The organism is Bacteroidota bacterium (assembly GCA_016194975.1).
In the GTDB taxonomy this organism is placed as follows: Bacteria; Bacteroidota; Bacteroidia; order Palsa-965; family Palsa-965.
Map to the genome: position 1 here is coordinate 262590 of JACQAM010000008.1, position 18709 is coordinate 281298.

13 protein-coding genes are annotated in these 18709 nt (G+C 43.2%); 6 read left to right on the plus strand and 7 right to left on the minus strand.

From position 1 onward, the window contains the following. Positions 1-238: 238 nt before the first annotated feature. Positions 239-2224 (plus strand): AAA family ATPase, encoded by a 1986-nt coding sequence (locus tag HY064_07395; protein ID MBI3510473.1) that lies wholly within the window; start codon positions 239-241, stop codon positions 2222-2224. A 13-nt stretch (positions 2225-2237) separates the two neighbouring features. Here HY064_07395 and HY064_07400 read toward each other — a convergent pair whose 3' ends face one another. Both HY064_07400 and HY064_07405 read right to left on the minus strand, forming a co-directional pair. Continuing rightward, positions 2238-3050, minus strand: coding sequence for a class I SAM-dependent methyltransferase (locus HY064_07400; GenBank protein ID MBI3510474.1), 813 nt, complete (start codon positions 3048-3050; stop codon positions 2238-2240). A 140-nt stretch (positions 3051-3190) separates the two neighbouring features. Next, entirely contained in the window at positions 3191-4684 is a 1494-nt protein-coding gene (locus tag HY064_07405; GenBank protein ID MBI3510475.1) for an SMI1/KNR4 family protein, read from the minus strand. 131 nt (positions 4685-4815) lie between these two features. On the opposite strand from HY064_07405, the gene HY064_07410 reads away from it, so the two are divergent. Beyond that, complete coding sequence (locus HY064_07410; protein MBI3510476.1) at positions 4816-7203, plus strand: OmpA family protein; 2388 nt, start codon at positions 4816-4818, stop codon at positions 7201-7203. Between the two features lie 164 nt (positions 7204-7367). Here the strand turns inward: HY064_07410 and HY064_07415 are convergent, their stop codons facing one another. The 4 genes from HY064_07415 to HY064_07430 are packed head-to-tail and all read right to left on the minus strand — an operon-like array spanning position 7368 to position 12721. Continuing rightward, positions 7368-8330, minus strand: a complete 963-nt coding sequence (locus HY064_07415; GenBank protein ID MBI3510477.1) for a polyprenyl synthetase family protein — start codon at positions 8328-8330, stop codon at positions 7368-7370. An 11-nt stretch (positions 8331-8341) separates the two neighbouring features. Continuing rightward, a complete protein-coding gene (locus HY064_07420; protein ID MBI3510478.1) occupies positions 8342-9301 on the minus strand; it encodes an NAD-dependent epimerase/dehydratase family protein in 960 nt (319 codons plus the stop codon). 2 nt (positions 9302-9303) lie between these two features. Then, positions 9304-10170 (minus strand): glucose-1-phosphate thymidylyltransferase RfbA, encoded by an 867-nt coding sequence (gene rfbA, locus HY064_07425; GenBank protein ID MBI3510479.1) that lies wholly within the window; start codon positions 10168-10170, stop codon positions 9304-9306. 13 nt (positions 10171-10183) lie between these two features. Continuing rightward, a complete protein-coding gene (locus tag HY064_07430; protein MBI3510480.1) occupies positions 10184-12721 on the minus strand; it encodes an MMPL family transporter in 2538 nt (845 codons plus the stop codon). A gap of 160 nt (positions 12722-12881) precedes the next feature. Here HY064_07430 and HY064_07435 point away from each other — a divergent pair, with 160 nt between their 5' ends. The 4 genes from HY064_07435 (at position 12882) to HY064_07450 (ending at position 16444) form a co-directional block, all read left to right on the plus strand. Further along, positions 12882-13598: a hypothetical protein gene (locus HY064_07435; protein MBI3510481.1), complete on the plus strand. Its 717-nt coding sequence runs from the start codon at positions 12882-12884 to the stop codon at positions 13596-13598. A gap of 180 nt (positions 13599-13778) precedes the next feature. Next, positions 13779-14090, plus strand: coding sequence for a helix-turn-helix transcriptional regulator (locus HY064_07440; GenBank protein MBI3510482.1), 312 nt, complete (start codon positions 13779-13781; stop codon positions 14088-14090). 123 nt (positions 14091-14213) lie between these two features. After that, a complete protein-coding gene (gene chrA, locus HY064_07445; protein ID MBI3510483.1) occupies positions 14214-15395 on the plus strand; it encodes a chromate efflux transporter in 1182 nt (393 codons plus the stop codon). Between the two features lie 35 nt (positions 15396-15430). Next, positions 15431-16444, plus strand: coding sequence for an SPASM domain-containing protein (locus HY064_07450; protein ID MBI3510484.1), 1014 nt, complete (start codon positions 15431-15433; stop codon positions 16442-16444). A gap of 28 nt (positions 16445-16472) precedes the next feature. Here HY064_07450 and HY064_07455 read toward each other — a convergent pair whose 3' ends face one another. Beyond that, positions 16473-18449, minus strand: coding sequence for a DNA primase (locus HY064_07455; protein ID MBI3510485.1), 1977 nt, complete (start codon positions 18447-18449; stop codon positions 16473-16475). Between the last annotated feature and the right edge of the window lie 260 nt (positions 18450-18709).

Sequence of the window (18709 nt, forward strand, 5' to 3'; positions counted from 1 at the left end):
TTTTTGTGATTATCAAATTTAGTGATTGCCCGTTCCTGTGCAAATAATGGCCATCCTATTTTTGAACACTTTTTGTTAGCCACGAAATAAATGTGTATTGGCCAATGTTTCTTTCGACTAAAGCCGTTTATTTGCAGACGAAAATGAGAAACGCCAATGAATTACCTGTATTTACAAGTGCATTCTCAATGAAAAATCGATTATTCATCCCCGTCTTCTTTCTGCATATTTGTCGGCTTTGAGCTCTTATTCTACCAACGAACTGAAAAAATTAGTTGATCTTCTTTCCATTGAGAAGGAAGAAGATCATCAGCAATACCTCGCGCAATTCGAACTTAGCAGCATTCCCGAAAGAAGAAAAAATGGTGTGACATGGTATCCCGTAAAAATAAATTCAGAAGAAATTGCTCCCGGCGATACGATTATTGTTGAACTTGAACGCACGCAGGGACTCGATGAGTTGCACCAGTTCGGCGGAGGAAAAGTGATCGAAGTTTTTTCGAATAATGGTGATTCCGGAAGTGAAGCGGGCCTGCCCGCCGGGGCGGGGAAATTACCAGGCACTATAAAAAATGTGTGGGGCAATCGTATGCGTGTTGCTTTTAATACTGATGAATTGCCGGGATGGACAGAGCGCGGGAAACTCGGAATAAATCTTTTGTTCGATGAGAACAGTTATCGTGAAATGCTCATTGCACTTCAGAAAGTAATGGATGCAGAAAAAGGAAATTTATTGCGACTGCGTGAAGTGATATACGGAGAACGTGAAGCAAAATTCGAAAGGATAGATGAAAAAATTTCGTTTGATGTGCTGAATCATTCGCAGAATGATGCCGTGCGGAAAATTATCTCAGCAGAAGATGTGGCGCTCGTGCACGGTCCGCCAGGAACAGGAAAGACCACAACGTTCATCCAGGCCATTCTTCACACACTCCTGCACGAGAAACAGGTGCTCGTGTGTAGTCCGAGTAACGTGGCAGTGGATCTGCTCACAGAAAAATTAGTACAACAAGGTGTGAATGTTTTGCGGCTGGGAAATCCTGCGCGTGTTTCGGAAGAAGTGCTGAACAATACGCTCGATATGCGGATCGCGAATCACACTTCTTACAATGAACTGAAAGCGTATCGCAAACGTGCGGAAGAATATTTTGCGATGGCAAAAAAATACAAACGCAATTTCGGAGCAAGTGAACGTGAACAACGGAATCTTCTTTTCAATGAAGCGCGTGCATTGCTGAAAGATGCTGCAACACTCGAAGATTATATTCTCTGGGAACAGTTCGATAATGCGCAGGTGATCGCCTGCACGCCGGTTGTATCGGCGGGAAGAATGATGCGCGACCGGAAATTCCGTTCCGTTTTCATTGACGAAGCGGGACAAGCGCTCGAGCCCATGTGCTGGATCCCGATCACGCGCGCGCAACGGGTGATCTTCGCCGGCGATCATCTGCAATTGCCGCCGACAGTTCGTTCGCGAAAAGCAGAAGAAGGCGGATTGAAATACACGTTGTTTGAACGCGCCATAAAACATCAGCCCGATGCTGCAGTAATGTTGCGCACTCAATACCGCATGAATGAAAAGATCATGCAGTTCTCCAATAAAATGTTTTACGGAAAAAAATTAGAGTCGGATGAAAGTGTGAAAGAGAACCTGCTCAGTTTCGATGTGAATGATGATCTGCTGCATAAGCCGGTCGATTTCATTGACACCGCCGGTTGCGGATTCACCGAAGAACAGAATTCCGAAACGCTGAGTATTTCCAACAGGGAAGAAGCGGAATTGCTATTGAAATACCTGGGTTGTGTTTTAGCACAATATGCCGCTGTCACGGTGAGTGCCAGTCGAAAGCGGACTGTAGCGGAAAAATTAACCATCGGCATCATCGCGCCTTACAAAGCGCAGACGGAATTACTCACGCAATTGCTTGGAGAAAAAGATTTTTTCAAAAATTCTCCGCATCGTTTTTCAGTGCGCACGGTCGATGGATTCCAGGGGCAGGAGCGCGACATCATCTGCATCAGTCTCACGCGCAGCAATGACAATGGCGAGATCGGTTTTCTTTCCGACACGCGGCGCATGAACGTAGCGCTCACGCGTGCGAAGAAAAAATTAATTCTCTTCGGCGATTCGGCAACACTTGCCAATCATTCTTTCTACAAAGCTTTCCTGGAATACGTGGAGGAAATAGGAGCTTATCGGAGTGCGTGGGAGTTGAGGGAATGACCTGGATAAAAAATCAGTTATCCGGTTTCCGGGCAACGATCATTACATAAATTACTTTTCCCTGCTGAAGTTTTTTATAAGAATCCGAATCGGGAGTAACGAAAAAAATATTCCGAAGCACCCGGGTTAAGAACCACCGATCGTTTTTTTTCCTGCTCACATCTTTCCTTGTCTTTAATTTATCGATCGCCAGGACCACGTTCCGACTGATATTTCTTTTTACCATGACCCCGAAATTTTCTTTTGTGTATTCTTCCATTTGTATCATGTCTTTCTGATCCATGAGATCGGCGTAGCAGAAAAATCCTCCGGGGCGGAGCACTCGCTTTGTTTCCCTCACAAAACTTTGCCGCGATGGATAGCAGTGTGAGGATTCGACGTTGATCACAATATCCATGCTGTTATCTGCATAAGGTAATTGCTCCGCATTTCCCTGGCTGAAAATTATTTTTTGATTTTTGTATTTCTTTTTGTTCTCATTGATAAGTCCATCCGACAGATCGATACCGGCAATACTTTTAGGAAGGAAATGTTCCGCGATCAATTCACATCCTCCACCAGCACCGCATCCTATTTCCAATACATCTTTATTGCGCAGGTCTATTTCCTTCAGCAACTGAAAATACAATTGGGCATTATCGTATTCGCGATCGTTGAAATCATTTCCTTTTATTCTGTCACCCGGGTACCCGGGGCTATCGGCATAACCAAGATTGATGAATCGGATCTTCACACCTCTCTCCTGTGCACGCTCCTGGTAGTTGTTGTAAATTTTTTTATGGATCTTTCTTTTTAGGTTTCCGGGAAGAAATTTCCGAAAGAACATGATCAATTTATACATGGAATGTTTTTTTATTAAAAGACCTCAAAAAGTTTGTCAATCTGTTTTATGCTGAAGCAATATACTTTTGCAAACAAGAGTTCATGAATTACGGCGTAAAATGTATAATAAGGGTATTGGTTATTTCAATCGTAGTCGCCAGTCAGCATGTCAAATAAAAATTCGGCTATCGTTCCCCATTCTTCAATAGGCTGACATTCTTCGTGACTAATTCTTAAAACTTTAGAATCAATTTGTGAATCTGTATTTAATGTCAAAGAATACCAGTCTCCATTAATGCTGTAAGCAACGTGAATCAAATTCCGCGGATAATTTTCGGGATAATCTTCCCAAACGTTATCGGAATCTGTTTTTTTCTCTTCGCTGAATTTATTGATCTCACTGTAGGGTACCAGCGTACATTCCGCGTTAAGACAAACTCCATTCGTTTTTTTCAGGATTTCGATCCAGCCTCCAGGGAGTTCTGCTTTAGAAGCCATCAGTTCTTTTTCAGAAAGCCGTTTGTGAAAATCTTCCGGCCTGTTTTTTTTATCTTTCACGAGCAGTTTCAGCACATCCTTCAGTTTCAGAATTTTTTCAGGGCGGACCTTCCGTGTATATTTTTCCCATTCCACATCCAGCTTCTTTTTCAGGCCTTCTAAAGTAATATTCGAATAAGTGAAAAAAGGTGTTGGCAAATCTCCTTTCCCGTCCAGTATTTCTGCGTCTCCGGCATCTTCAATTATTCTGATCGGGTACAATTCACTTTCGCTGATCAATTTTGTTTTAAGTAATATGTCCTTTGCTTTCTTATTGACACATAAACTTCTCTGTTTATGAATGAATCCGTCAGATTTTCTTTTCTCATCTTCCTGGTGCCAAATAAAAGCAAAATCGCAAGAAGGAAGAAATTTTTTCAGGTAAGTTTTATATGACACGATAAAAAAATGCTCCTTATCAAAGAGGTCAATTATTTCACGGCGTTTATCATCCAGAACAATATTTGTTTTGATCTGCCCGGATGAAAAATGATTAACGCCACATCTGAATTGAGAATTCAGTGGCTGATTTGAACCGGAACCCTTTAAAGTTTTTCTGTCAAACCATGGATGATCTATTCCACGTCCCAGCGGATTCAGAATAACAGGCAGAAACCATTGAAGAGATTTAAATCGCCCGGTATCTTTCAGCCAGATGAAATCAAGCCCGGTAAGTTGATTAGCTTGTACAGCGTCTTTAAATTTTTCTGAAACATAAACATTGTAAGACCAACCAGAGGCAATATGAATTCCTGGAGGCATTCTATCCGCTTTACAGGTAATGATCTCTCCGTACTCAGCGATGGACATACTCTTGCCCGGGCTCAATTCATACCATTCTGAATTGGTTTGCTCATCCTCGATTATATATTGTGCAAGGCCACAAAATCCATTGAACCGGGCATAATTATTTTTAATCAAATTTTTTGATTCGGAAATGAAATCATCTATTCTCGGTGAATCCAACTCAATGTTGCTCCAGGTTCCGCTGTGTGTTTTTAATCCCAGCGAATGCACAAAGTCGCGGGCAAACTTATCGCTCTCGGGACTACGCGGATTATTGACGAGCTCAATTCTGAATTGTAAATTTTCTTTTATCATGCAGCCTCTTCGATTTCGTGATAATTACAATTTATTTCTACCTGAAAAGTAATTCATTTTTCATAAAGTGCATTCTCATTTTGATTTGATAACTTAATGGCATAACTTTATTGAATCCCAAACTCCCTTGCATGAAAACTATTTTTCGCGGAAAGAAAATATTCCGTTTTATTTTTACCAACTTGTTTTTTATTTTTTTGCTTTCGTTCGCGTTCGCGCAGACCAAAACAAAACTCACCATTCACTTCGAGTCGGATTCCTACACGCTCACCGGCCAGGCGCAGAAAAGTATTGATTCGGTTCTCCGCGTGCGATCGTTCGCGGGTGCGAATTGCAGAATTTCCATTGTGGGATTTACCGACAGTACCGGCGATCTCGAACACAACAAACAACTTTCCAATCAGCGTTCACTAACTACTGCTGATTATTTTAAATCGAAAGGATTTTCGCGGACAGAATATTCCGGCAAAGCTTCCTACAACGCCGTTGGGAATAATTCTACCGAAAAGGGAAAATATCTGAATCGCCGGGTAGAAATTACTTTCACACAAACGTCTGTAGAATTGAATAAGATCGGGAATGTGGAACCGGAAGATGAAAAATATAAAATTGATGCAACGCAGGATCGTGTGATCGTGGAAAAGTCGGGAACGCAACTGATCATTCCGGCGAATGCATTCGTTGACCAAAACGGAAATCCTGTAACCGGCGAAATTGAAATTTCTTATCGCGAGTATCGTGACGCTGCTGATTTTATTCTTGCGGATATGCCCATGAATATTCCTGAACACGGAACACAACAACCGTTCAACTCGGCAGGAATGTTCCGCATAGAAGCAACGCAGAACGGGCAACCGCTGGAACTTGCCGCAGGAAAAAATATCGATCTCAATTATGCGATGGAGCAGGATCTTCCGGACATGAATCTTTACAAATTCGACACGATCGCAAATCAATGGAAACCGATGGAGCAGATCACCGATCAGAATGGAAATAATGTGGGCGCGCACAATGATGCACATGGCATGCGCGTATGCGGGTGGATGGGTGATCAGAAAACCTGCCTGATGGGCGATGACCAGGGAATAATTTACATTGCCGATGCAGGAATTCGTTATGCGGATAGCCCGGAAATAATTTCGGCTGAAATGAAAACGTATGATTCTTTGACAACGAAAAAGAGCGAATGTTATGCTGCGCTCGGTTATAATAAAAGCCAGATACTGTTTGATAATATTCATCTCGATACATTGCGCCAGCACAAAGACCGGATCACGCATCATTACAAAATAAAAAAAGTGAGTACGGGCAAAGGCAAAACTGTTTTTGAAATAAAATGTTTTGCAGATAAGAACAATGAGTTCACACCGGTCAAAAAAATCTCCTGGGAATATCCTTCGGAAGACATGACTTCGTTGAATGATTCTATTTTCAAAAAGAAATGGGATGAGTGCATGATCATGTTCAACGAGTCGAATAATGATTATGAAATTTACATGAAGGATAATATTACCGGTGCTGCAACAGAGATCAAGGACGTGAATATGGTTTTCCCTGATAAAGTGAAGAAGAAAAAATTCCAGCAGAAAGAAATGGAAACATTCAGTGTTTATGATTCTGCATACACGGTTTATGCAAATGAACTTGCGGTGATACAGTTCAAACACGATTCGCTGATCAGGAACGACATGGCGCTGCAGCGCAAGATCGATTCGCTCGACAAAATACTTTCCATGATCCCTGAAGTGAAATTTCCCGGCAACGATTCGCTTTTCTGTTTCTGGTCGCTGAGCCGCGAGTACATGAGCCCGGAAGAAACAAAAATGACTTTCAGCAAGTGGTTTGAATATTTCGATGCAAATAAACCGATGATGGCCAAACGATATGCTGCATTGAAGAAATCAAAAAAATATGCCGAAGCTTTACAATTGTTGAAGGAGAGAAAAGATGCGGAAGTGCAATTTGAAAAAGCCAGGAAACTGGCGGAACAAAAATTGGAGAAAACAAAAGCAGAGCAGGAAAAAAACAATGACACCGATCAAACCAAAAAAAGTGAACTGAATAATTTTATGGTCATTGGCGGATCGGAATCGAATATGAAAAAAGGAGAAGACCTGAATAATGAGAAAACAATTTTCCGTTCGCTTTCCATTTCGAGTATGGGCGTTTACAATTACGACCAGATTTCCCGCTTCAGATCGCCCATCGTAACCGTGGATGCGGCGTACCAGGATGAAAATAAAAAACCGCTGAATATTATTTTGATGTACATCGCCGATTCCTCTTTCAATGGCATCATGCGTTATGATGGACTGGAAGGCATGACTCCGCAGGTATTCAATTACAGCGCATCGTCAAGAACAACGATGATCGCCTTCGATGAAAATTTTACGGCATACACTTTTACATCGGAACAATTCGCGAAAATAAATCCCGGGAATGGAACGATCTCCTATACTTTCACGCTGAAGAAAATGAAGAATGTGAATTCGCATGCAGAACTGGAGCAGGCGTTGTAGGAGAATGGAAGAATGGGGGTGGAGTTATCAGGTACTGCCGGAAATTCAGAATTATTTATTGGATTCGATCTTTTACTTCAATTCACTGAATTTTTATTTACTTTTTTCCTAATACCCTAATACCCTAATACCCTAATACCCTAATACCCCAATACCCCAATACTCTAATACTCCCTATTCATCAGATCATCTGCAAATTTCCGGAGTGCTGTAATTTTTTCTTTATCCGCTTTTACACTTTCCAGCGTTACAATTCCTTTTTCATAATGCGCGCGCATTTCTTTTTCGGCATGGCGGCGTACTTCCAGCGAATCAAAAATATTTTTTATGGCTATTACTTTTTCTTCCGCATGTTTCGCGCCGGCTTGTGTCCAGTTCTGCAGTTCTTCTTTCTGGTACCGGTTGGCGAGTTCGTATGCTTTGAGCAATAAAAAAGTTTTTTTGTTCGAAACGATATCGCCGCCGGGTTGTTTCCCGAATTTTTCGGAATGGCCGTACACATCGAGAATGTCATCTTTCAGCTGGAAAGCTATTCCCATGTGTTTGCCGAACCCGGATAATTTTTCTGCTTCTTTTTTTTCTGCGCCAACTGCAACGGCGCCCATTTCCAGGCAAGCAGCAAGCAGCACAGCGGTTTTCAGTTCTATCATGCGGAGATATTCCGCAATGGAAATATTATTTTTCTTTTCGAAATCCATATCCATCTGTTGCCCTTCGCAGACGTGCAATGAAGTAGCAGAAAAAATTTCCGTGAGTTCTTTCAGTACATTTTCCGGTGAGCGGCCGAGCTGGCGGAACGCTTCGGTGTACAAAGCATCACCACTTAGTATGGCAATGTTCGTGTTCCATTTCACATGCACGCTCGGATTTCCCCTGCGCAGGGAAGCGTTGTCCATGATATCATCGTGCAGCAAAGTGAAATTGTGAAACAATTCAACAGCGATGGCCGAAGGAACGGCCGGGGAGATATTTTCCGAAAAAAGTCCGGCGCTGCTCATCACAAGAAATGGACGCAGGCGTTTTCCTCCTGAAGAAAGAGCGTAACGAAGCGGATCGTAAAGATTCGATGGAGCAGCAGGAAAACTGGCGATGATCTCCGCGAATGTTTTATCCAGAAGCCGGTGAATTTCTTTTGCGTTCAAGGAACAGAAATAAAAGAGGTGTCGGCGATCACTTTTCTGATTCCTTCTTCGAGTGGAAGAAGTTTATGGTGGAGCACCTGCATCATTTTAGAATTATCAGGTTTGCGCCGCGTCATGTCGCCTTCTTTCAGCGCGGGAAGAAATTTTATTTTCGAACGGGAAGCGGTGATGCGGATGATCATTTTTGCAAGTTCAAGAATAGTGATCTCTTCGTCGCTGCCGATATTGATCACATCATTCATAAATTTTTCTTCTTCAAAACATTTTACACAGGCCTCCACATTATCATCCACGAAACAAAAAGTCCTGGTTTGCGATCCGTCGCCATTGATGCACAACGGTTCATTTTTCAGCGCCGCCATAATGAAACGCGACATCACAAAATCGGAAGACTGCTTCGGCCCGTAGGTATTGAAAAAACGGAAGATGCCGTAATTCAAACCGTATTCTTTGTGATAAGCTTTGAGATAAGCTTCGCCGGCATTTTTCACGATCGCGTATGGCAATCTCGAATTGAGCGGCGTGGTTTCTTCATTCTGCGGAAATTCAACCGGCTCACCGTAAACTTCCGATGAGGAAGAATAAAAAACGCGTTTCACTTTTGCCGTTGCACAAAGATTCAACAGCATCCGCATCCCGATGAGATCATTCAGTACAAGAAGCGGATGATCGAGCGTACGTTTCACGCCAACAACAGCAGCAAAATGAAAAACATAATCGAAGGGGTGTGAAAGAAAAACATCCGTGATGTGATTGCTGTTATTGATGTTGCATTTTATGAATTCAATATTCTTGTGAGGAGAAACGGGAATTTTCTTTTCACTCCCGGTCAGAAGATTATCAACGATCACAATTTTGTTCTCCGCATTCTGCGACAATCTTTCTGCGAGGCCGCTGCCAATGAATCCTGCGCCACCGGTGATCAGTATTTTATTTTTTACTGTATTGCTCTTCATTTTTATTTTCTGTTCACCAGTGTGAGCAGGTATTTTCCGTAACCACTTTTCATCAGCGGCTCAGCAAGTTTTTTCAGTTGCTCTTTGTCAATGAATCCCTGGCGAAAAGCAACTTCTTCAATGCAACCCACTTTCAATCCCTGCCGCTCTTCGATCACCTGCACGAATTGTCCCGCCTGCGTAAGCGATGCGAATGTACCCGTGTCCAGCCACGCGGTTCCGCGCGCGAGAATTCCCACTTTCAGTTTTCCCATTGAGAGATAATGTTTGTTCACATCAGTGATCTCGTATTCACCGCGCGCACCGGGTTTGAGCTCCTTCGCAATTTTCACTACGCTGTTGTCATAAAAATATAATCCCGGCACAGCGTAGTTCGATTTCGGATGTTGCGGCTTCTCTTCGATAGAAAGCACTTTTCCTTTCGAATCGAATTCCACCACGCCATAACGTTCAGGATCGGAAACGTGGTAAGCAAAAACAACTCCGCCATCGGGATCAATATTCACCTGCATTAATCCGCCAAGTCCGGCGCCATAAAAAATATTATCGCCGAGAATGAGCGCCACTTTTTCTTTGCCGATGAATTTTTCTCCGATCACGAATGCCTGCGCAAGCCCGTTCGGAATTTTTTGTTCTTCATAGAAGAATTTGCAGCCGAGTTGTGTTCCGTCGCCGAGCAATCGTTTGAATCCCGGGAGATCTATTGGTGTTGAAATAATTAATATTTCGCGGATGCCGGCCATCATCAGAACAGAGAGCGGGTAATAGATCATCGGTTTGTCGTAAACCGGCATGAGTTGCTTGCTCACTGCGAGTGTGAGCGGGTGCAATCGTGTGCCGGATCCGCCGGCGAGAATTATTCCTTTCATCTTCAGAAAAATTTCAATGGTGATGATGACCGTGGTGGATCTTCAGTTTGTCGGCGTCAATGTCTTCTTCTTCATCATAAATTTCAATGAGCGGTTCTTTCATCAGTGCTTTTGTGGAAGCGCGTTTCTCGAGTGAAAGAAGCAGGCAGGGAAGAAGAACAAGATTCGTTGCTAATGAAACAATGAGTGTGATCGACAATAAAATTCCGAGCGCAACGGTTCCGCCGAAACTGGAAACAAGAAAAATGGCGAAACCAAAAAAGAGAATGATGTTCGTATAGATCATGCTCAGCCCGGTTTCTTTTATGGCGAGCGAAACTGCTTTCGATGCATTGGCGGCAGAAAGTTTCCGGAGTTGGTGGCGATACGCAGTAAGAATGTAAATGGTTCCATCGGATGCAATACCGAATGCGATCGAGAAAATAAGAATGGTTGACGACTTGAAAGGAATTCCGAGATAGCCCATGATGCCGGCAGTCATTACCAATGGAATTAAACAGGGAAGTTTGGAGAGCACGATGATCCATACCGATCGGAAGAGCGCCATGCCGAGAAGAAGAATGAGTCCGATTGCGATGAGCAAACTCACGAAGAGATGATGCAGCATGTAATCGAAACTGCGAAGGAACATCCGCGAATTGCCGGTGAGATCAACTTTGAAATATTTTCTCGGGAAAAGTGAATCCACTACCGGCTGAATTTTCGCCATGATCCGTTTCGAACTGTCGGAACCTACATCCGCCATCTGGAAACTGAGCCTTGTAGAGCGATATGTGCTGTCGAGAAAAGTATTCAGTTTCTGTTTGTTCGATTCATTCAGTTTTTTTCCTTCCTTGTTCGGGTTGCTGTAATTCGCAATGCGCTGCAAGCTGATCATGTCATGCGGAACGCGGTACGCTTTTACTTTTCCGTTGTTCAGCGCCTGGTTAGTGAATTTCACCGCTTCTACAACGGAAACAGGTTTGGAAAATTCAGGCCGCGAATCGACGAAACGTTGAAGCGAATCGATATTGAAAAGCACTTCTCCATTCGGAAGAAAAATATTTTTCGGGCCGAGTGTATCGGGCGCATAATCATCCGGATTTGGTTTGATCCCTTTCTTCGCGAGATCGCGCTTCATGCTGTCGGTGAGAAATGGTTTCACTTCAAGCGCCACTTCGAACGGAAGAACGCCTTTGAAATTTTTCTCGAAGAATTTCAGATCAAGATAAAGCGGATCGTTTTTCGGAAGATCGTCCACCACGTATCCATTGATCTTCACTTTGAAAAATCCGAGCGTGGCGATGATCGTAGCGAGTGCAATGCCAAGATAGATTGCTTTACGGTGATGATGAACGAGTTTGTCGACGAGTGCGAGAATTTTATTGATGCGTTTTCCACTCAGGTGTTTCATCTGCTTCGGTTTCGGTTCGGGCAGGTAACTGAACGTAATAGGCGTGAGCACAAGTGCAATGAAATAAGTGGTCATTACATTGATCGCTGCCACCACGCCGAATTCAACAAGCATAGAACTATTCGTGAAATAAAATACACCGAAGCCGATGGAGGTAGTGAGGTTGGCAAGAAAATTCGAGAGTCCCACTTTCTGCACCATCCGGGAAAGCGCTTTTGTTTTATTTCCATGCGCAACTAATTCTTCCTGGTATTTATTGATGAGAAAAATACAATTCGGAATTCCGATGATGACAATGAGTGAAGGAATGAGTCCTGAAAGGATCGTGATCTTGTAATCGAAAAGTGCAATAGTGCCCACCGACCAGATCAATCCGACAATGACAATGATGAGCGAAAAGAAGACTGCATTGAAATAACGGAAGAAAATAAAAAGAATAAGCGCCGTAACAAGAATAGAAAGGACAAGCAGCAATGTAGATTCGCCGGAGATCTTGCGCATATATTCCGATCGTATCCACGGCATGCCCGAGAGATGCATCTCTTCGTGATTTTTTATTCCGAAATGATTCACATAATCGCGGATCTTTCCCACGATCGCCAAACGGTTTTTTGAATTCAGATCTTTTTGTGTGAACGTGATCGCGAGCACTGTCACCTGCGGAACGTCCACGCCGGCAGTTTTCTTTTTCGTAATAATGAGTCCCTCGTAAAATGGCAGCCGTAAAATTATTTTTTTGATACTGTCACATTCTTCCTGCGATTGGGGTCGTCGGTTCACAACGGGAAGTACATCGAGTTTTTCAATGCTGTCATTCGGTTGCAGGTTGTACAAGCGGGCAGTGGACATTACATTCTCAACGCCATTTATTTTTCCGATGGAATCTGTGAGATCATACCAGTCGCGGAATTTATTGAACTGGAACATACCGGTGTCTTTGAAACCGATCACCATTACATTTCCATCTTCGCCGTATTTCGCTTTGAATTTTTCATAAGCGATATACATGGAATCGTCAACCGGCAGCACGCGCGCATACTTGTAGGAAAGTTCAAGGTTCGTTTTCGCCTTCCATCCCATGAAGCCCGTGACCAGGAGCATAAGAACCAGGATCACGACGCGATTACGGAGAATGAAATGAGAAATTTTTTCCCACATACAGGCAGAGGCCGATCTTCCGGAAAAGCTTTCAGGGCGCGGGAAGATCGGGAGTTAAAAATAAGAATTTTAGAGGCATGGAAAAGATTTTATCGGCACAATGATTGTTTGTAAAAAGCGTTAATGTTTCTGACTAAATTGTTAACCAAAATTTCCCGCCATGAAAAAAATACTTCTTCTCTCCACGGTTGCTTTTTGTTTTTTTTCTGCAAATGCCCAGGACACCACGCGCTATCTTTTTCATAACCTCAATTATTCCTATATGCAATACACGTTCGGTTATGAAAGCGTCGCATTCAACCGGGGCGATCAGCTCAATGCGTTTTATGCTTCCATCATTGGCGCTGCCTTCGGAAATAAACTGGCAATAGGACTGGATCTGGATGCCGCGATGAAAGACATAAAAAATTTCACCAATAATTCCACTTACCCGCAAACATCATCTTTCCTGGGAATGTATCTCAACATGGAACCACTCATCAGGCCCAAAGGGCTTGTGAATTTTTCGGTGCCCGTCAAATTCGGTTTTGCCAATGCGTCACGATGGGATACCACGTTCGATTCCAATGCGAATTTCATTGCCGGTTATTCTTCCACCAATCTTAATCACCAGGTGAATGAGTATTCCGATAATTTTCTTGTGGGATCAGTCGGCGTAAATTGTTTTATCAATCTCTGGAAATCGGTGAGCGCAGGCGGTGGAGCATCTTATCGTTATTCCATGAACACCGCTCATTACAATCATGCTGCTGATTATTCCGGATTTTCCGTTTTTGCACTCGTGCGTTTCCGCTGGGACACACGCGCGTATTATGCGAAGATGCTGCAGCGGCAGAAAGAGTATTACCAGCAAATGGGAAATCCTGCGTCGCATTGAAAAATTTCCGGCTTTTGCTTTTTGGGATAATACAAACAATCAGCAGACCTTGGTTATTTCAACGCATGGAATAATTAAAAAGACCAACAAAACTCCTGACAAAGAATTAAGCAAAGCAGAACTATTACGACTAAAATATTTTAAACTTAAAAAGTAAATATTATGAAGATCAATAATAAAATGCGACTTTTCAGTTTAGATGAAATCAAAGATGAGTTCATCGGTAAACGGGGCACCGCCAAACGCGACCTTTATGAACAAGAACTTCAATTAGAAGTTTTGGGTGATATGATAAAAAAAGTCAGAATTGAACGTAATCTGACTCAGGAGCAACTTGGCAAATTAGTAGGTGTTCAAAAAGCTCAAATCTCCAAACTTGAAAACAATGCCACAAACGTTACAATGGAAACAATTTTGAGAGTATTTAATGCTTTAAAAGCAAAACTTAGTTTTAAAGTTGTATTGCACAATAACAAGACAAGGATTGCCTGAAAAATATTAAATAGTTTCTTCAAACAATACGGTTGTACTGTAACACCACCCACGGTTTTTAAATGACTTGCTGTTGAAGTTGCGGTGCTGCATTGGAGCATTATTCCCATCTTTATACCCCGCATGCAGAAGATCTCATTCCCGAAACTATTTCTCATTTTTCTTAAAACAGGAACCATCGCGTTCGGGGGGAATGTGGCGCTCGTTGCTTATGTGCGGAAAGAATTCTGCGAAAGAAAAAAAATAATCAGCGATGAAGAATTGCTCGATCTCACAACAGTGGGAAGCCTTCTTCCCGGGCCGCTTGCCACGAATGTGATCGCAGGCGTTGGTTACTCGCTTTATGGAATGGCCGGAGCAGCCGCTGCGCTCACAGGAATTCTCCTGCCCGCATTCATTCTTATCTGCATCCTCTCTCATTTTTATTTTCAGTATGGAACATCTTCAGTGGTTACCGGAATTTTTGACGGACTTCTTCCGGGTGTCGCTGCGGTGATCGCCGCTACTGCGTGGTCAATGATCAGGAAAAACATCACGAATATTTTCCAGGTCATCATTCTCCTCGGAGCGGGAGCTGTTATTTTTTTTCTCAAGGGATTTTTTGTAACGATGTCCATTGTCGCCGTATCAGGTTTGGCCGGGTATTTTATTTTTCCCGGTGTTAAGAATAATATTTCTGTTGCTGCAAAGCGGAAAAATTCTTTCTTGCCTGCCTCGGCTGTGGCGCTGATGTTCCTCGTCGGCGGAATAATATTTTTTCTTCATCCTGTTTCATTATTGCTGCAGGAGTTGCGCATGCTCGGACTCACCTTCGCCAGCCAGAGCATTACTCTTTTCGGAGGAGGATATGTTTTTGTTCCTGCATTGGAAAAAATTGTTGTCGGTATGCATCGCTGGCTTACCTCGAAAGAATTTGCAGATGGAATTGCTCTCGGGCAAGTAACGCCGGGACCTATTGCGATCACAGCAACTTTCATTGGCTATAAAGTGGCCGGAATAAGAGGAGCATTGGTTTCAACGATCGCAGTTTTCATTCCTCCTTCACTGATCATGATCGTTGCTCAGCAATTCATTGATCGCATTAAAACGAAACCGAAAGTGGAATCAGTGTTCAGGGGAATTCGTCCGGCTGTAATCGGAATGATCATTACCTCGGTATGGGTCATTGGCAGCAGCGCGCCCATGGACTGGAGATCATTGGTGATATTTATTTCCATGTTCATTTTTCTCCTCTGGAAAAATCCCGATTCGGCGCTGGTTGTGATACTTTCCGGTTTGTTCGGTTTCCTGCTTCACCTGTTCTGATTTATTTGGGTTAACTTTAAGGTGAAACATTCCTGATGAGAAATTCATTTCGTTTATTGAAAAAACTTACACCTGCACGTGCGTGGAATGCGTGGCGCGTGTACGGAAGTTATCATTGGTCGAAATGGACGCGCAGGCCGGAAATAAAAGGAATGCCAGTGAGCATTTCTTTCGAGCCCACCACTTCGTGCAATCTCCAATGCCCGGAATGTCCGAGCGGGTTGAGAAAATTTTCCCGGCCAACGGGAATGCTCGAGGAAAATTTTTTCCGCAGAACTATTGATCAAATGAGTTCTCATTTATTGTACCTGAATTTTTATTTCCAGGGCGAACCATTTCTGAATCCTGCGTTCACGGAAATGGTGAAGTATGCATCTTCAAAAAAAATATTTACTTCCACTTCCACTAATGCACATTTTCTCGACGAGGAAACCGCAAAAAGAACAGTGGAGTCGGGACTCGACCGGCTTATTATTTCCATTGACGGAACCACGCAGGAAACATACTCTGCTTATCGGATCGGTGGAAAATTGAGCAAAGTAATTGAAGGAACAAAAAATATTCTGCGCTGGAAAAAAGAACTGCATTCGAAAACGCCGCATGTGGTTTTCCAGTTCCTCGTGGTAAAACCGAACGAACACCAGGTGGAAGAAGTAAAAAAACTTGCGGTGAAACTCGGTGTGGATGATGTACTATTGAAAACGGCACAGGTTTATGAATTTGAAAACGGCAATGAACTCATTCCCGATGAAAAAAAATATTCACGTTACCGCAGGCGCGCCGACGGAAAATGGGAAATAAAAAATAAACTCGAAGATCATTGTTGGCGCATGTGGCACTCGTGCGTGATCACGTGGGACGGCGGCGTAGTGCCCTGCTGTTTCGACAAAGACGGAAGTCACCGCCTGGGAACACTGAAGAATTTTTCCCTGAAAGAGATCTGGCACAGCGAACCGTACAATAAATTCCGCGCTTCAGTGCTGAAAGGAAGAAAAGAGATCGACATCTGCAGGAATTGTTCGGAAGGAACAAAAGTGTGGGCGGAATAATTGCCGATTGAAAATCGAAAATCGAAAATTACCGGATCACCACTCTTCCCAGCATGGACGAAAAATGTTTCTTCACTTCTTCGAGCGATTTCAATTCACCGAGCACTGCCATCATTTTTTCGAAATCCTGTTTTTCTTCTTCCTCGCGAACTAATTTTCTTTTTTCATGGATCATCATTTCCACATTACGGAGCTTAAGCGAAAAAACGCCATGCATCGCGGCTTTCTTAAGCGCCATACTTTCCGTCTGCACATAGATCGCGTGATCGTCCCAGCGCGAAAGCTGGTAAGGCATTGTTACAAGATCGATGGCAAGTGCATTCACTTCACGATTGTTGTGTGTAATGAAATAATTCAGATCGGGCACAGCTCCTTTTGAAATATGGGAACGGTATTCGTCAAGAATAGATTCATACATGCTGTTGCCAAGTTTTATCTCATCATGATCGAGCTCGTGAATGAGAAATTCTGCAAGCGAAACGGAGACCTCTTCCGCAATGCCGCTTTCATTCATCGAATCGGCCATGATCATCTCCGAACCGTAATTCAGCAGCAAACGGATAATTTCTCTTTCCTGGTAAAGCGTGCCGGTTCGTTCTCCAGTTATTTTTTCATCGGCTTTCGCTGCCTGGTCCGGGACAAAATTTTCCGGCGTGTAAACAACCTGTGAAGAGTCCTGTCTTTTCTTCTCGAAATTTTTCTTCCGCTGCTTATTGAGTTCATTGAGCAAAGTCACTTCTTCAATATCAAGAATGCGGCTGCAATCTTTTACAAAAACACTTCGCGTTATCGCATCAGGAATGAGTGCTATGCTTTCTACAATATCGCGGATAAGCCCGGCTTTTTTTATCGGGTCGCCTTCCGTTTCTGCAGAGAGTAATTCCGTTTTGAAACGAATAAAATCTCTCGTATTCTTCGAAATGAATTCTTTCAGTTCTTCACTGGAAACTTTTTTCGAATAGGAATCCGGATCGTCATTATCGGGAAATAAAAGCACACGCACATTCATTCCTTCTTCGAGAATGAGATCGATGCCGCGGAAACTTGCTTTTATTCCTGCAGGATCTCCGTCGTAAAGAATGGTGACGTTGTTCGTGTAACGGCGAATGAGGCGTATCTGCTCTACGGTGAGTGAAGTGCCCGATGAGGCCACTACATTTTCAATTCCCGCCTGGTGCATAGAAGTGACATCGGTATATCCTTCCACGAGAAAACAAACATCTTCTTCAATAATTTTTTTCTTCGCGAAATATAATCCGTAGAGTACATTGCTCTTGTGATAAATTTCTGTTTCCGGAGAATTGATGTACTTCGCAATGTTTTTATCTGTCTTCAGCGTTCTTCCGCCGAAAGCGATCACGCGCCCGCTCGCGTTGTGCACGGGAAAAATAACACGGCCTTTGAAACGATCGAAATATTTCTCCTGGTCTTCTTCTTTCTGAATGGTAAGTCCTGCTTTAACAAGATACTCCAACCTGTATCCCGCAGCGATCGCCGTATCCGTAAGATCTCTCCACGTGTCGGGCGAATAACCGAGCTGGAATTTTTCGATAATGTCATTGCGGAATCCGCGCTCTTTGAAATAAGAAAGGCCGATCGCTTTTCCTTCTTCCGTTTCATGAAGATTTTTCGAATAATGTTTTTGTGCGAAGGAAGAAACAAGAAATAAACTTTCCCGTTCATTATCGCGCATCTGCTGCTCGGGCGAAGTTTCCTCTTCCTCAATTTCAATATTGTATTTCTTCGCAATCCATCGCAGCGCTTCGGGATAAGAAAGATGTTCATGCTCCATGATGAAGTTCACGGAATTCCCGCCTTTGCCGCAACCGAAACATTTGTAAATGCCGCGCGAAGGAGAAACGTTGAACGAAGGCGTTTTCTCATTATGAAAAGGACAAAGCCCGATCATATTCGCGCCGCGCTTTTTCAGCGACACAAATTCTCCCACCACCTCGTCAATGCGTGCAGTGTCGAATATTCGGTCAACAGTTTCTTTCGGGATCATTGTGAAAAGGGAAGTGAAAGTACGAAGAGAATGGAGAATGAAGGGCGGAGAAGGGAGAGAAGTTTTGCGCGAATAGTAACACGATTTTCACAATGGGAATTCTTCAAATCGGTTAGAGGCTGTTTAAAATTCATTTTTTGGAATTGTTATGATGCCATTTTTGTTCAGCCGAGGCGCATTTTGCAGGCCATAGTGGAGCGACTACAGCCAAGAAATGCAACCCCGCCTGCTAAAGGAAAATGGGTCGTGCGTGGGCGGGC

Coding starts and splice junctions, on each gene's coding strand:
- rfbA (MBI3510479.1), bottom strand. CDS start 10,170: ATGAAAGGAATAATTCTCGCCGGCGGATCCGGCACACGATTGCACCCG.
- chrA (MBI3510483.1), top strand. CDS start 14,214: ATGCAGAAGATCTCATTCCCGAAACTATTTCTCATTTTTCTTAAAACA.
- HY064_07410 (MBI3510476.1), top strand. CDS start 4,816: ATGAAAACTATTTTTCGCGGAAAGAAAATATTCCGTTTTATTTTTACC.
- HY064_07400 (MBI3510474.1), bottom strand. CDS start 3,050: ATGTTCTTTCGGAAATTTCTTCCCGGAAACCTAAAAAGAAAGATCCAT.
- HY064_07435 (MBI3510481.1), top strand. CDS start 12,882: ATGAAAAAAATACTTCTTCTCTCCACGGTTGCTTTTTGTTTTTTTTCT.
- HY064_07455 (MBI3510485.1), bottom strand. CDS start 18,449: ATGATCCCGAAAGAAACTGTTGACCGAATATTCGACACTGCACGCATT.
- HY064_07405 (MBI3510475.1), bottom strand. CDS start 4,684: ATGATAAAAGAAAATTTACAATTCAGAATTGAGCTCGTCAATAATCCG.
- HY064_07430 (MBI3510480.1), bottom strand. CDS start 12,721: ATGTGGGAAAAAATTTCTCATTTCATTCTCCGTAATCGCGTCGTGATC.
- HY064_07450 (MBI3510484.1), top strand. CDS start 15,431: ATGAGAAATTCATTTCGTTTATTGAAAAAACTTACACCTGCACGTGCG.
- HY064_07420 (MBI3510478.1), bottom strand. CDS start 9,301: ATGAAGAGCAATACAGTAAAAAATAAAATACTGATCACCGGTGGCGCA.
- HY064_07440 (MBI3510482.1), top strand. CDS start 13,779: ATGCGACTTTTCAGTTTAGATGAAATCAAAGATGAGTTCATCGGTAAA.